This window comes from Paracidovorax sp. MALMAid1276 (genome assembly GCF_049198005.1).
Lineage (GTDB): Bacteria > Pseudomonadota > Gammaproteobacteria > Burkholderiales > Burkholderiaceae_C > Acidovorax.
Genome location: NZ_JBMIRS010000237.1, coordinates 1 through 14,026 on the forward strand (window position 1 = coordinate 1; position 14,026 = coordinate 14,026).

Sequence of the window (14,026 nt, forward strand, 5' to 3'; positions counted from 1 at the left end):
GTAGTCATTGCCCGCACCGCCCAACAGCACATCGTCGCCTTCACCGCCATACAGGTAGTCGCTGCCTTCTCCTCCGTCCAGTGTGTCGTTGCCCTCCTGGCCTTGCAGCGTGTCGTTGCCTGCGCCTCCATCAAGAATGTCGTTGCCTGCACGACCGTGGAAACTGTTGTCCGACGCGTCGCCAATAAAGACATCTGCGCTGGCCGATCCCGTATCCCCTTCGAGATAGACACGCAACTCAGCCAGTTCAGACGCAGAAACAGCGCCAGAGTGGATCTCCTGCCGCAGCGCACCAAGGCCATCAAATCCGACCGCCCGTAAGGTATACCCGGCGTATCTATTGAGCTCAATCAAATCGATCAGCCCGGTGCGCGCATTGGATGCAATGGCTTGATCCAAAGCTGCTGCCAACTGCGTCGTGTCGAAATGAATGCCTGTTTCATCCACGACAAGCCCAATCGTCTCCATGTATGGAGCCAGTCGGGTCTGCATCACCAGAGCGCCGTACACGCTCTCGCGCAGTTGATCGTAGCTCTGGTTCAACAAGTCAATCTGGGCCTGAGCCAGAATCCCGGTCATCCGAGTGATGCCGTCGTCCACCCCGCTGCCGCCCCCACCGCCGCCGCTGCCCGCGCTGGGTGCGCCCTGAGGCAGGCCATCGTCCTCCCGAGGACGAATTTCCAGGAACCGCAGGCCATTGAACACCTCCAGCACGTTCATGCGCTCAAGAAGTTGCTGCCCCTCCACAGTCAGTCGCTGCTGCGTGCCAGCCAGACCGCCCGTCTCCAAGTCCTCCACCATACCCTCGGGGTTGAGCGTCAAAATCACCCTGCGTGGGCTGGGCATGCCGGTTACTACGCCCGTGGTGTAGTTGCCATTGGCGTCCCGCTTCAAATCGTATTTCCAGGTTTCCTGCAGCATTGCCCCCGAGCTTTTGGCCCATTCGGTCAGCAGGCCGTCGAGCACTGCCATCTGGGCATCGCGCGTGTCGGCCGCCGCGAACGCCTGCACTTGGCGCTGGAGACTTGCACCGCTGGATGTACTCATCGCTTCCCGCAGATCCCGCGCCCAGCCGCTGCCGCGCATCTGGGGTAGCGCGCGCGCTGCTTCGGTGGGGGTGGGGTCGTCCGAGAACTCTCGGTAGAACCCGTTGCCCGCCAGCAGCAGGCTGCCCGAGAGTTCGGCCACGCCGCTGGTGCCGGCACTGCCATCCATACGTGTGAACGTGCCTTGCAAGGGCATGGTATTGCCATTGCCCAGGTCAACATTCACCTCCGTACCCTGCACACCAATGCTGGCAATACCCAATTCGGCGAGCGTGCGCAGTTCGTTGGCTTGGCTAATGCCGTCCTGGTTCAGGTCTTGCCAAACCCGAAGCTGGGAATACACAACGTCAGCGCTGTTTATCTGCCCATCGCCATTGGCATCGTGTTGCGCCAAGGCGGCATAGCCATTGGCCGCCTTGTTACCGTTGGCCAGCAGGGTCTCGTCACCGAAGAGCTCGCGGCCGGAATCGATCAGGCCATTGCCGTTGCGGTCCAGCACCAGCAAGCCATCGTCGGGCTTGATCCAGCCGGTGCCTGTGCGCGTGCCGTCTGCGTCGTGGTCAAAGAGGATGGGGGAATTGCCGTTGATGCCTACTGTTTCGATGCCGTCGCCATCCAAGTCCATGACCAGAGGGTCGCGGGGGGCGACCCAACGACGTGCAGAAAGATACAAATCGTTGACCACCCCATTGATAGCGCCAATCCATGAATCAAATGTGCTGCCCCAGGCATCGATGACATTTTTGGCTAGGCGGAATATTTGCGCCCAATTCGCCGTCCCTGGAACCTTGTCAATCCAGTCTTGCGCGAGTAGCCGAAGATTATCAACAGGAGAAGATGCAGCCTGACCAACCAAGTTGGCAAGCCACGTGCTGGCCAATAGTGCGTCAAAGCCACCGCCACCAGTATCTCTTATGCTTGACCACATTTCCTCGACAGCATCCTGGCCTTTCTGCAGACGAAGGATTTCCATGGGAGTGTGCAGCGTCCAATTATCCAAACTGAGATTATTTTTTTCGAATGCAATTTTATGAAAATCTGATGTCTCACCGAAATTCACATCTCTATTCAAAACATCATCATTCCCATCAGCAATGGCGATCAATGTATTAATGTAGCCCTTGGCCATATCAACACGGATTTGATCCATCTGCACCTGAGTCAGATTGCGGCAAGCATCGCCACCAAGTCCCAGCATTGCGGTACCGCCAAGGTAATCCAGTGCGGCTTGGCCAGTAATAGCAGTTCCAGTTGCCACACCCTGCGCCCACCCGGCGTAGTTATATCCTTGGGAGTAAAGTGCCTCATACATCTGCAAAGCGGCGCCCAGTCCGCCAACATCTATGCTATCCCTGTACGAAATCAATTGAAAAGTTGTCATAGAATTCATAATTTTCCTCATATTCAGAAATGAAGTACAGCTTACTTCTGGCCATCCATAGCAAAATTCAAAACAAGTTTCGTTACTTCGTCCTGGATATTTTTCCATTCGGAAAGCAGGCCGCGCCGATAAATCAACCTCACGTATGCATGCATTTTTGGCGCCAAGTCAAACTCATGTTGACACAGTGGATTTAAAATTGATTGACTGTCGCAATCGATGTAAGCCAATGCATGCCCACCGGCATCTCCTCCTACAAAAATATCCTTTGCATTCCTGCTCTCCCGGTAAGGCACCCCATCCGCTGGATTATTCCCTTTTAGGACATACACATCTAGTCCATATTCATTTCTCCCTAACTTTTCATATCGCTCCCACGGGGATTTTTGATTAGGATCAAGCTTGCGGGCAAGAGCGTTTTTCGTCCTCCTGTTAATAACTCCGGGGCCGTTATAAATTTCACCAGAACCCAACCCCACGCGAATCCACGTTGTAGTTCTAAGTTTTCTATTTCTATAATCTTCGCGCCGCTCCGACGTATCCTTTCCCACCATATCTGGATAGCGCACGTCAAAACCGAAGCTCATCAGTTTTGATTCCTTTGTTCTGACAGGCTTAGGGCCTTTCCGCTTACCCCCCCCTGAATCGCCGTTGTATTCCACGTACTCCGCAAAATGCGGCGGTATCGCCACCAATACGCCGCCGAGTTCTCCATAGACCGTGCGGTCGGCATACTGTGCTGCTGCCATCTCCGGTGACTGGAATCCGTCGGCAAATGCGTTTGTTACCGATGACAGCCGCCACACGAAGTACGCCATGCCCGCAATCAGCAGTACCAATAGGCCAATGAGCCATCGGCCTTTGCGCGGCTTCTGAGGTTTTTCCTGTATCGGATTCATTGAGCGTTCCCCTTCTTTTGTGGTCAGTGACAACGACTAAGGTGTTGTTGCACTGAATTCAAGTGTTTTCGGCCTCCAGCGCTTACTGGGCCTGCGCTGGCAGCTATCTTTTTTGAAATCCCGCCCCGGCACCTGCGCAAACCCCGCGCCCAGCCGCTGCCGCGCATCTGGGGCAGTGCCCGCGCCGCTTCGGTGGGGGTCCGATTAGCCAATGCTTTATCTCTCCCTCAAGCTCTCACTGCCCGCTCTCTGAATTGGACTGAGCAGATATTCGATCACTCTGCGCTGGCCAGTCTTTATCTCCACAGTGATATTCATCCCCGGCGCCAGCCGGATTGGCTTGCCATCGACGTCGATGCTGGTCTGGCTGAGCCTCAGCGTGGCCGGAAAGATCGCACCGCGTTTCTCGTCATTCACCGCGTCCTGCGTGACCTTGTCCACGCTGGCCTTCACCGTGCCGTACCTTGTGAAGGGGAACGTCTCCAGCTTGATGGCCACCTCCTGCCCCGTGGCCACAAACCCGATGTCCTTGTTCTCCAGCGTGACCTCGGCGCTGACGCTGGCTGCATCGGGCACGATCACCATGAGGGCTTGAGCTTCGGTAACCACGCCGCCTTCGGTGTGCAGGGCCAGTTGCTGGACGGTGCCCGCCACGGGGGCCGAGAGGGTGGCGAGTTGTTCACGCTGTGTGGCCTTGGTCAGTTCCTGGCCGGTCTGGTGGCGCTTGAGGTCCGCCTGGGCCTGGCGTTCGCTCAAGGTTCTGCGTGTTTCTGCCAGGTAAGCGCTTCGGGTTTGCTCGGCTTCGCGCAGGGCGGCCTGGGCTTCTTGCAGCCGGGCCTGCTGGGTGGCCAGGTCGCGTTCGAGCTCGATGCGTTCGCGGGTGCGGTCCTGGTTGGCGTGGCCGGACATGAAGCCTTGAGCTGTGAGCGCCTGGAAGTCTTGTTCGCGCTGGCGGGCGATGGGCACGGTGGCTTCGAGCTTGCCGATCATGGCGCGCACAGTGGCCATTTCGGCCTAGCGGCGCTGGTGTTCGGCAGACAGTTTGGCCAGGCGGGCGGTGATGTCGCTCCACTCGGCGGCCAGTTGGGCATGGGCGTCGGCCTTGTCGGCGGCGGTCCAGTCTGCTGGGGTGTTATGGTTGAGAGCCTTTTTGGCATCCAGCGCTTGATGGGTAAGCGCTGACAGCTCTTGTTTCGATAGCATATGCTGCAAAGTGCGGGCACGCAGCCATTCAGACTGTGCCGCCTTGCGGGTCGCTGTCAGGCTGGCCTTGTCGGCTTGGGCATCGGTGGGGTCCAGTTCCACCAGGGCCTGGCCTGCTTGTACGTGGTCGCCATCTTTGACCAGGATGCGGCTAACCACGCTCCGCTCCAGGGGCTGGATGACTTTGGTGCGGTCACTCACGATGATGCGGCCGGGGGCCACGGCAACGATGTCGATCTTGCCCAGGATGGCCCAGGCCAGCGCGATAAGGAACAAGGCCATCAGCACGTAGGCGATGCGCCGGGGTGCGGGGTGGACGGGGGTTTCTTGCAGGCTCAGGGCTGCGGGCAAGAAGGCTTGCTCGTCGGCCAGCCGTGCTGGGCCGGCCAGTTCATGGCGGTGCTGCCAAGCGGCTTTGAAGATGGCGCGGTAGCGGGCCAGCAGGTCCAGGGCCGGGTGGCGGGGGGCGGCTGCCTGCGCTGTTGTCTGTGCCACTGTGTGTGCTGCGCTGTTCATGCCGCCACCTCTTGCGCGGCGGGCTGGTTGCCCCCGGGTGTGGGCGGTGCCGCAGCACGGCTGCCATCTTGCATGCGCCACAGGTGGGCGTACAGGCCTTGCTGCTTTTGGATCAGTGCGTCGTGCGGGCCTGCCTCAACGATGCGGCCTTTGTCCATGACGATGATGCGGTTCGCATGCCGCACGGCACTCAAGCGGTGGGCAATGATGAGCACGGTGCGGCCCCGGCAGATGTGGGCCATGTTGCGCTGGATGATGGCTTCGCTCTCGTAGTCCAGTGCGCTGGTGGCTTCGTCCAGGATGAGGATGCGGGGGTTGGTGAACAAAGCGCGGGCAATGGCGATGCGCTGGCGTTGCCCGCCCGAGAGGCTGCCGCCTTGTTCGCCCACCACGGTGTCGTAGCCTTCGGGCAGTTCGCTGATGAAGTCGTGGGCGCCGGCCAGTTGGGCGGCGTGCACCACGGCCTCAATCGGCGCAGCGGGGTCGGCAATAGCAATGTTCTCGCGCACGCTGCGGTTAAAGAGCAGGTTCTCTTGGAGCACGACGCCCACCTGGCGGCGCAACTGGGCGGCGTCGATGAGGCTGATGTCGATGCCGTCCACAAGGATGCGGCCCTGTTCGGGGGTGTACAGGCGCTGCACCAGCTTGGTGAGGGTGCTTTTGCCTGAGCCCGAGCGGCCGACGATGCCGATGACTTCGCCAGGGCGCACGTCCAGGCTGACGCCGCCGAGCACGGGGGCGGCTTCAGGCCGGTAGCGGAAGTGGATGCCATCCAGGGTGATGCGGCCTTTGACGGGGGGCAATTGGGCGGCGCTGCTCGGGGGCACTTCGGTGCGGGTGTTCAGGATGTCGCCCAGGCGGGCCATGGAGATGCCGGTTTGCTGAAAGTCGGTCCACAGCTGGGCCATGCGCATGATGGGCTGGGCCACGCGCTGGGCAAACATGTTGAAGGCGACAAACTGGCCCACCGTGAGTTCATTGCCCATGACCAGGTGGGCGCCATACCACAGGGTGGCGGCGTTGACGAGTTTGCCAATCAGGTTGACGCCTTCGTGGGCCCAGCTGGCGAGGTTCTGGGTTTTGAAGCTGGCGCTGACGTAGGCGGCGAGCTGGTTGTCCCAGCGGCGAGCGAAGGATGGCTCCAGCGCGCTGGCTTTGACGGTCTGGATGCCGGTAACGGTTTCCACCAACATGGACTGGTTCTCTGCTCCACGGGCAAACTTGACGTCCAGGCGTTTGCGCAGGATGGGCACCACGGCCAGGCTGAGGCCAAAGTACAGCGGCAGGCTGACCAGCACGATGAGGGTGAGCGGCAGGCTGTAGAACAACATGACGGCGATGAAAATCACCGAGAACAGCACGTCCAGCACCACGGTGAGGGCGTTGCCTGTGAGAAAGCTGCGGATGTTCTCCAGCTCGCGCACGCGGGCCACAGAGTCGCCTACGCGGCGGGCCTGGAAGTACGCCAGGGGCAAGTGCACCAGGTGCCGGAACAGCCGAGCGCCGAGTTCCACGTCGATGCGGCTGGTGGTATGGCTGAAGACGTAGGTGCGCAGGGCGTTTAGTACGCTTTCAAACACAACGACCACCACCAGGCCAATGACGAGCACATCCAGCGTGGTCATACCCCGGTGCACGAGAACCTTGTCCATCACCACCTGGAAGAACAGGGGGCTTACCAAGGCAAACAGCTGCAGCATGAAGGAGATGAGCAGCACTTCGCCCAGCAGCTTGCGGTGCTTGATGAGGCTGGGGATGAACCAGGAGAAGTCGAACTTCGCCAGCTCGCCCGCCAGGCTGGCGCGGCTGGTGATGAGGATGAGTTCGCCCGTCCATTGGGCGGCGAAAGCCTCCATGGATTCGATGACGGGGCGAGCACCTGCACCTGTAGCGGCGGGGTCTTGCAGCAGAACGCGCTGGCCGTCGCACTGCGCAAGCACCACGGTCCGAATCTCTCCGGTTTCTGCACGCAGTTGGGCCAACGCGGGCAAGGGGGACAGTGGCAATCTGTCCAAAGTGGTGCGGGAGAGCTTGGCTTTGAGGCCCAGGTGTTTGGCGGCACGCAGGATGTCGTGGGTGTCACATGCGTCGGCGGGGAGGATTCCCAACTGGTGGGCCAGGGTGTCTGGGTCTGCGGCGACTTGATGGAAGCGCGCAACCAGCACCAGAGCCATCAAACCGCCATGCGGCGCTCGCGCCGCCCCCAAACCTTGACCAAATGTTGCAGTTGAAGAAGACTCTGCCGTATCGGTAGCTGCCAAAGGAACTCCAGCCCCCTTTTCGGCAAATTGTTTGCTCATCGATCCTTCCCTCTCGTGGGGGGCGATACTAATGACCAAATTGACAAAAGTTTGCAATTGAGCCCATCAATGGAGCAGCGATTTGCAACGGGATGTTTTGCTCTCTGTGTCCGCTTTCACCCCAGGACCCGGCGAAAAGCTGGCTGGGTCAGCCCTGATGGTTATCGATGTGCATGCTTATTGCTTAGATGACCATACATTCATTTACATTGACGTAAACCAAGGAAACCATCCATGACCACTCGCCGCATCTTCACCGGACGCCTGCTGTGCACCTCCATGGCCCTCTCGGCCGCCATGGCACTCGCTCCCTCGCTCGCCACAGCGCAGTCCAAGCTCAAGGTGGCGGCGATCTACACGGTGCCTTTCGAACAGCAGTGGGTCAGCCGCATCCACAAGGCCCTGAAGGCCGCCGAGGCACGCGGCGAGATCGAATACAAGGCCAGCGAGAACGTGAGCAACGCCGACTACGAGCGCGTGATGCGCGAGTACGCCACCGGCGGCAACCAGCTCATCGTGGGCGAGGCCTTTGCCGTTGAATCGGCGGCGCGCAAGGTCGCCAAGGACTTCCCCAAGACCTCCTTCCTGCTGGGCTCGTCGGGCAAGCCCCAGGCACCCAACTTCAGCGTGTTCGACAACTACATCCAGGAGCCCGCGTACCTCAGCGGCATGATCGCGGGCGGCATGACCAAGACCAACAAGATCGGCATGGTGGGCGGCTTCCCCATCCCCGAGGTCAACCGCCTGATGCACGCCTTCATGGCCGGCGCGAAGGAGACCAACCCCAAGGTGGAGTTCACCATCACCTTCATCAACAGCTGGTTTGACCCGCCCAAGGCCAAGGAAGCCACCTTCGCCATGATCGACAAGGGCGCCGACGTGCTCTACGCCGAGCGCTTTGGCGTGAGCGACGCCGCCAAGGAAAAAGGCAAGCTCGCCATCGGCAACGTGATCGACACCCAGCCGCAGTACCCCGACACCGTGGTGGCCTCGGCCATCTGGCACATGGAGCCCAGCATCGACCGGGCGCTCAAGCTGGTGAAGGAAGGCAAGTTCACCGCCGAGGACTACGGCCCGTATTCGATGATGAAGCACAAGGGCTCGGAGCTCGCGCCGCTGGGCACTTTTGAGAAGAAGGTGCCGGCCGACATCGTGACCAAGGTCAAGGCCAAGCAGGCCGACATCCTGGCGGGCAAGTTCACCGTGAAGGTGGACGACAGCCAGCCCAAGTCCACGGCCAAGTAAGCACCGGGCCTTCCGGGCGCCCAGCCCGTCAGTTCCCTCCTCTGCACAGGCCACCTCTGCAACGCGGTGGCCTGTTTGCATTTTTGTTTCTGCTTGTTGCCAACATTCACCCCCAACCCGGCACCCACACCATGCAGCCAGCCCACACCACCAAAGAGCCCCTCACTTCACGCTGCACTCGCCTGCTCGTGACCCTGGCCCTTGCGGCTGCAGTGGCAGGCTGCGCTGCCAATGCACCGGGCAAGGCTGCGGGGCGCCTGGACGAGACTCCCCGCATCGCCGTGATTTCTGCCTTCGCGCCCGAACTGACCGTGCTGCTGCCCCAGGTGCAGCAACCCGCCAAGCACAGCGTCAATGGCGTGGAGTTCACCACCGGCACGCTGGAGGGCAAACCCGTGGTCGTGTTCCTGTCCGGCATCAGCATGACCAACGCGGCCATGAACACGCAGCTGGTGCTCGACCGTTTCAACGTGAGCCACGTGGTCTTCAGCGGAATCGCAGGTGGCGTGAACCCCGGCCTGCACATCGGCGACGTGACAGTGCCCGCGCGCTGGGGCCAGTACATGGAATGGCTGATGGCGCGCGAGGACAAACCCGGCCAGTACAGCGCCCCCGCGTGGATGAAAAGCGAGCTGACGATGCCCGCCTTCGGCATGATGCACCCGCGCCCCGTGGAGTTTCGCTCTGCGGCTACGCCCAAGGTCACCAAGAAATTCTGGTTTGAAGCCGACCCGAAGATGCTGGCCACCGCGCGCAGCCTGCAGAACGTGGGCCTGGAACACTGCCTGGCCGCCACCTGCCTGAAACAGCGCCCGCAACTGGTGGTGGGCGGCAATGGTGTGTCGGGCCAGGCGTTTGTGGACAACAAGGCCTTCCGCGAATACGCGTTCAAGACCTTCGAGGCCAATGTGCTCGACATGGAAACCGCCGCCACGGCCATGGTGGCGCACAGCAACGGCGTGCCCTACATCGCGTTCCGCTCGCTGAGCGACCTGGCTGGGGGTGGCGAGGGAGAGAACGAAATGGGCACCTTCATGGGCCTGGCGGCGGCGAATTCGGCCAAGGTGCTGCGGGCGTTTCTGGCGGCTTGGAAGTGAGCAGCAACCACCTCAACGCAGCAACGACGCCACAACTTTCACTTCAAGGGATTGAAAGGCTCTTCGCCCTTGATAGCGGGATCCTTTCGGCAAGTCGCCAGCGGCATCGAGCGCGCCTGTACAAGCTCGAGAATTTTCCGGTCATCAGGGTCGATGCGGGCTTTCATGCAGACGCATCCGTAGCCAGTGCTGCCATGGCCTGTGCGCACCCAGCGCCCCGACGAAAAGGTTGGCAGTTTGCCCGCAGCTTGGTGCCCGCCCTGGATCCCAACCATCCAGTTGCCATCGCGATCTATGAAATCCACGTTCCCGGGCGTGGGGTTGTCTAGCCAACCGCACAACGTAGGTAGGACAGCCTGCGCGCGTTCCCCGGCCAAAGCCTGAGCCGCGGCGAACGGCAGAACACACGCCATGGTCGCCATGGTCGCCAGCCGATACCACGCTGCTACTCGCTGCTGATAGGTCCGCGTCATGGCGTCACCTCTTTGAAGGTTCTGGATACCCTAGCCTTGAGCAGGATTTTTTCAAACTGCTGAGCAATCCCGGCGATGTCGGCCGCATGGTCGCTGCCGTTCACCATACTGCGCGCTGCTACATAGTTCGTAGAGCCCGCGCTGAAATACTGCGAAAAATTGCGGCCATTGGCAAACCCGCGTCCTGTGCGCATGCCATGGGACATCAATGCATACGCGACGTCCGGGGTCTTCACAACTTCCGGGTTCAACAGCAGATCGAGTCCACGTCCCAATGCAACGCCAGCCGTTGCATAGTTGGACCACCAAGTCAGCTGAACATAGCCACGGCCAAAATACGCTTGTTCAACCCCGTCATCCTCGGCGTAGGCTGCGTGGGCAGTGCCGCCATCCGCCGTCCCCATCTTGGCGTTTTTAGTGAGTGGTGTGATCAGTCCAGTGGGCGACACGATGAACTGGTCGCCATCTTGCTCAGTGATCCGCGCTGAACCGCTGGGCAGCCTCTTGACTTTTACGGGCTCGTGGTATCTGCGTCCTTTGCCGCGCCCCACTTCGTCTACGGGAGCCATCGTCATCACCCACCGGCGCTCGCGCAACATGACGGGCTGATTGTGCTTGTCCATCAGCGGGCGGCCCTTTTTGCTGAATGCTGGGCGGGTCACTGTGGTCGGAGAAGTTGTCTCCCACATGACCGTCGCCAACATGTAGGCCACATGCCGTAGATCAGTGACGCCGGGATCGCGCTCCATCATGCCCAACAAATTGAGCATGTCGGGAATGGCAGCCGAGTTGTAGCGTCCGCTCTTGCTGAATTGCGCAGTGAACTCGTTTTGGAAAATTGAGCGGTCATAGAGACCTGAATGTCCGAAATCCGTCTTCTGAAGGTTGGAGGTCATGCCGAAGAATTGAGGTTGATGTGTAGCCGCCGCAGGTCATCAAACCTTGGGCCCAGGCATCCTATGCAGAGACAAAAGGTTGTCGCAGACAGTCAGCGCATCCATTTGCAACTGATGTGACAGAGATTCGCGGCACCGAAGAAGCCTTGGGTCAACCTGGCATCAATTTTGAATACCATCGTCGAATGACCACCAATGCGCTGCAGCTCGGAAACATCACCAAACGCTTCGGCAAACTCATCGCCAACGACAGCATCAGCCTGACCCTGGCCCGGGGCGAGGTGTTGGCCCTGCTGGGCGAAAACGGTGCGGGCAAGTCCACGCTGATGTCCATTTTGTTCGGGCACTACGTGGCCGATGAAGGCAGCATCGAGGTGTTTGGGCAGCCCCTGCCCCCGGGCCAGCCGCGCGCTGCGCTGGCGGCGGGCATTGGCATGGTGCACCAGCACTTCACGCTGGCCGACAACCTCACGGTGCTGGACAACGTGCTGCTGGGCACCGAGCCGCTGTGGCAGCCCTTCTCCCGTCGCAGCGAGGCACGCACCAAGCTGCTGGCCGTGTCTGAGCAATTTGGCCTTCCGGTCAGCCCCGATGCGAAGGTAAGCAGCCTCTCGGTGGGCGAAAGGCAACGCGTCGAAATCTTGAAGGCGCTCTACCGGGGCGCCCGCATCCTCATCCTGGACGAGCCCACCGCCGTGCTCACGCCGCAGGAGAGCGAGGCGCTGTTTGACACCCTGGCGCAGATGGTGGCGCAGGGCCTGTCCATCATCTTCATCAGCCACAAACTGGGCGAGGTGCTGCGCGTGTCGCACCGCGTGGCCGTGCTGCGCCAGGGCAAGCTGGTGGCCGAGGCGCCCGCGCAATGCACCACGCAAGGTCAGCTGGCGCAGTGGATGGTCGGCCATGCGATTGAAGCGGCCGAGCGCCGCCCTGCCAAAAATGTGGGCGAGCCCCTTTGCACCCTGAGCAACGTGAGCACTGCGCCCACGGGGCGCGACCGGCTGCGGGATGTGTCCCTGACTCTGCGCGCCGGCGAGATCGTCGCCATTGCGGGTGTCAGCGGCAACGGCCAGGTGGCCCTGGCCGATGTGCTGTGCGGCGTGCGCGGCGCCACCGCGGGCCAGGTCACGCTGCGTGGCGCCCCGCTGCAAGCGCGGCCCGCATGGCTGGTGGGCCAAGGCGTGGCCCGCATCCCTGAAGACCGGCATGCGGTGGGCGTGGTGGGCGACTTGCCGGTGTGGGAAAACGCCGTGTCCGAACGCCTGCGCGGCCCCTGGTTTGCGCACCCGTGGTTCCGCGCCTTTTGGGTCAAGCGCCGCGCGGCGCGCCAGCATGCGAAGCAGGTGGCCGAAACGTTTGACGTGCGCGGCGGCGGGGCCGATGCGCCGGCCAGGTCGCTGTCGGGCGGCAACATGCAGAAGCTCATCCTGGGCCGGGCCCTGATGCCGCCGCAGGATGCGTCTGGCAACTCGGCCCCCGCGCCGCAACTCATCGTGGCCCACCAGCCCACCTGGGGGCTGGACATTGGCGCGGTGACGTTTGTGCAGCAGCAGCTCATCACAGCGCGGGACAACGGCGCCGCCGTGCTGCTGATCTCGGACGACCTAGACGAAGTGCTGGCCCTGGGCGACCGTGTGGCGGTGATGCACGACGGGCATCTGAGCGAGGCGCGGCCCGCAGAAGACTGGACGCGCGAAGCCATCGGGCTGGCGATGGCCGGTGCTACCCCCACCGTTCGGGCTGAGCCTGTCGAAGCCTTGCGCGGCGCTTCGACAGGCTCAGCGTGAACGGACTGAGAGAAGCCACACAACCACAACGATCCGTCATGAGACTCGAAAAACGCAACCACACTTCCCCCGCCGCCTACCTGCTGGCGCCGGTGGGCGCCGTGGGTTTCACATTGATCGTCAGCGCCCTGCTGGTGCTGTGGGCCGGGGCCCCCGTGGGCCAGACCTATGCGCTGCTGCTGCAAGGCGCTTTCGGTTCGGTGTTCGCGCTGACCGAAACCCTGACCCGCGCCACGCCGCTGATCCTGACCGGGCTGGCGGCGGCCGTGGCCTTCCGCGCGCGGCTGTTCAACATTGGGGCCGAAGGGCAGCTCTATGCCGGGGCGCTGGCTGCGGTGGCCGTGGGCGGGATGCACGGCGGAACGGGCCTGGAATGGTCGCCCTACCTGCTCTTTCCACTCATGATGCTGGCGGCCGCGCTGGCTGGGGCTGCGCTTCTGCTGGGCCCGGCCCTGATGAAGGCGCGGCTGGGGGTGGACGAGGTGGTCACCACGCTGCTGCTCAACTTCATCATGCTGCTGCTCGTCTCGGCCCTGCTCGACGGGCCGATGAAAGATCCGCTCTCCATGGGCTGGCCGCAAAGCGTGGCGCTGCAGGGCGACCTGGAACTGGCCAAGCTGGTGCCGCAGACGCGCCTGCACACGGGCCTGCTCTGGGCCGTGTCGCTGGCGGTGATGCTGTGGGCGCTGCTGGCGCGCACGGTGCCGGGTTTTGACATCCGCGCCGCCGGGGCCAATGCGCGGGCGGCGGCGTTTGCAGGCGTGCCCATCACCCGCACGGTGGTGCTGGTGGCCCTGCTGTCGGGCGGGCTGGCGGGGCTGGCGGGTGCTATCGAGGTGGCGGGCCGCACGAGTTATGTCACGCTCGACATGTCGCCCGGCTATGGGTACAGCGGCATCGTGATTGCCATGCTGGCGGGGCTGCACCCGCTGGGCGTGATTGCGGCGGGCACCTTTGTGGCGGGCGTGCTGGTCGGCGCCGACAGCATGAGCCGCGCGGTGGGTGTGCCCACCTACATTGCCGATGTGATCGTGGCGACCTCGTTGATTGCGGTGCTGGTGGCGGGGCTGCTGACGCAGTACCGCGTGCGCTGGAAGTGATGGTGAAGTCGCCATGCACGAACATGTTCATCAAAATTTCATGCCAAATAAGCCCCCAGCGCTTATCCATAAAGCGCTTGCAG

11 protein-coding genes are annotated in these 14,026 nt (G+C 61.9%); 4 read left to right on the plus strand and 7 right to left on the minus strand.

What is annotated here, in order from left to right; all coding sequences use genetic code 11:
* From ACOQFS_RS19380 to ACOQFS_RS19400, 5 genes are all read right to left on the minus strand, one after another.
* A partial coding sequence (locus ACOQFS_RS19380) for a calcium-binding protein (RefSeq protein WP_421564455.1) occupies positions 1-2,427 on the minus strand: 2,427 nt, incomplete at its 3' end.
* 41 nt (positions 2,428-2,468) lie between these two features.
* Positions 2,469-3,359, minus strand: a complete 891-nt coding sequence (locus ACOQFS_RS19385; RefSeq protein ID WP_421564456.1) for a hypothetical protein — start codon at positions 3,357-3,359, stop codon at positions 2,469-2,471.
* A gap of 183 nt (positions 3,360-3,542) precedes the next feature.
* On the minus strand, positions 3,543-4,334 hold the full coding sequence (locus ACOQFS_RS19390; protein ID WP_421564457.1) for an HlyD family type I secretion periplasmic adaptor subunit: 792 nt from the start codon (positions 4,332-4,334) through the stop codon (positions 3,543-3,545).
* Positions 4,335-4,340: 6 nt separating this feature from the next.
* Positions 4,341-5,045, minus strand: a complete 705-nt coding sequence (locus ACOQFS_RS19395; RefSeq protein WP_421564458.1) for a biotin/lipoyl-binding protein — start codon at positions 5,043-5,045, stop codon at positions 4,341-4,343.
* Positions 5,042-7,219, minus strand: coding sequence for a type I secretion system permease/ATPase (locus ACOQFS_RS19400; RefSeq protein WP_421564459.1), 2,178 nt, complete (start codon positions 7,217-7,219; stop codon positions 5,042-5,044). The genes ACOQFS_RS19395 and ACOQFS_RS19400 overlap by 4 nt, the downstream gene beginning before the upstream one ends.
* Before the next feature lie 360 nt (positions 7,220-7,579).
* Between ACOQFS_RS19400 and ACOQFS_RS19405 the strand changes: the two genes are divergently transcribed.
* Together ACOQFS_RS19405 and ACOQFS_RS19410 are read left to right on the plus strand one after the other, a co-directional pair.
* On the plus strand, positions 7,580-8,590 hold the full coding sequence (locus ACOQFS_RS19405) for a BMP family protein (RefSeq protein ID WP_421564460.1): 1,011 nt from the start codon (positions 7,580-7,582) through the stop codon (positions 8,588-8,590).
* Between the two features lie 131 nt (positions 8,591-8,721).
* The gene (locus ACOQFS_RS19410; RefSeq protein ID WP_421564461.1) at positions 8,722-9,687 is read left to right on the plus strand and encodes a 5'-methylthioadenosine/S-adenosylhomocysteine nucleosidase; all 966 of its coding nucleotides are present in this window, start codon (positions 8,722-8,724) and stop codon (positions 9,685-9,687) included.
* 38 nt (positions 9,688-9,725) lie between these two features.
* On the opposite strand, the gene ACOQFS_RS19415 is transcribed toward ACOQFS_RS19410, so the two are convergent.
* Complete coding sequence (locus ACOQFS_RS19415) at positions 9,726-10,160, minus strand: DUF4087 domain-containing protein (protein ID WP_421564462.1); 435 nt, start codon at positions 10,158-10,160, stop codon at positions 9,726-9,728.
* Complete coding sequence (locus ACOQFS_RS19420; RefSeq protein ID WP_421564463.1) at positions 10,157-11,056, minus strand: glycoside hydrolase family 19 protein; 900 nt, start codon at positions 11,054-11,056, stop codon at positions 10,157-10,159. The genes ACOQFS_RS19415 and ACOQFS_RS19420 overlap by 4 nt, the downstream gene beginning before the upstream one ends.
* A gap of 185 nt (positions 11,057-11,241) precedes the next feature.
* Here ACOQFS_RS19420 and ACOQFS_RS19425 point away from each other — a divergent pair, with 185 nt between their 5' ends.
* Positions 11,242-12,843: an ABC transporter ATP-binding protein gene (locus ACOQFS_RS19425; protein WP_421564464.1), complete on the plus strand. Its 1,602-nt coding sequence runs from the start codon at positions 11,242-11,244 to the stop codon at positions 12,841-12,843.
* Between the two features lie 38 nt (positions 12,844-12,881).
* Positions 12,882-13,943, plus strand: coding sequence for an ABC transporter permease (locus ACOQFS_RS19430; RefSeq protein ID WP_421564465.1), 1,062 nt, complete (start codon positions 12,882-12,884; stop codon positions 13,941-13,943).
* The last annotated feature ends 83 nt before the right edge of the window (positions 13,944-14,026 follow it).

Coding starts and splice junctions, on each gene's coding strand:
- ACOQFS_RS19390 (WP_421564457.1), bottom strand. CDS start 4,334: ATGGCCACTGTGCGCGCCATGATCGGCAAGCTCGAAGCCACCGTGCCC.
- ACOQFS_RS19425 (WP_421564464.1), top strand. CDS start 11,242: ATGACCACCAATGCGCTGCAGCTCGGAAACATCACCAAACGCTTCGGC.
- ACOQFS_RS19405 (WP_421564460.1), top strand. CDS start 7,580: ATGACCACTCGCCGCATCTTCACCGGACGCCTGCTGTGCACCTCCATG.
- ACOQFS_RS19395 (WP_421564458.1), bottom strand. CDS start 5,045: ATGAACAGCGCAGCACACACAGTGGCACAGACAACAGCGCAGGCAGCC.
- ACOQFS_RS19415 (WP_421564462.1), bottom strand. CDS start 10,160: ATGACGCGGACCTATCAGCAGCGAGTAGCAGCGTGGTATCGGCTGGCG.
- ACOQFS_RS19420 (WP_421564463.1), bottom strand. CDS start 11,056: ATGACCTCCAACCTTCAGAAGACGGATTTCGGACATTCAGGTCTCTAT.
- ACOQFS_RS19430 (WP_421564465.1), top strand. CDS start 12,882: ATGAGACTCGAAAAACGCAACCACACTTCCCCCGCCGCCTACCTGCTG.
- ACOQFS_RS19410 (WP_421564461.1), top strand. CDS start 8,722: ATGCAGCCAGCCCACACCACCAAAGAGCCCCTCACTTCACGCTGCACT.
- ACOQFS_RS19400 (WP_421564459.1), bottom strand. CDS start 7,219: ATGGCTCTGGTGCTGGTTGCGCGCTTCCATCAAGTCGCCGCAGACCCA.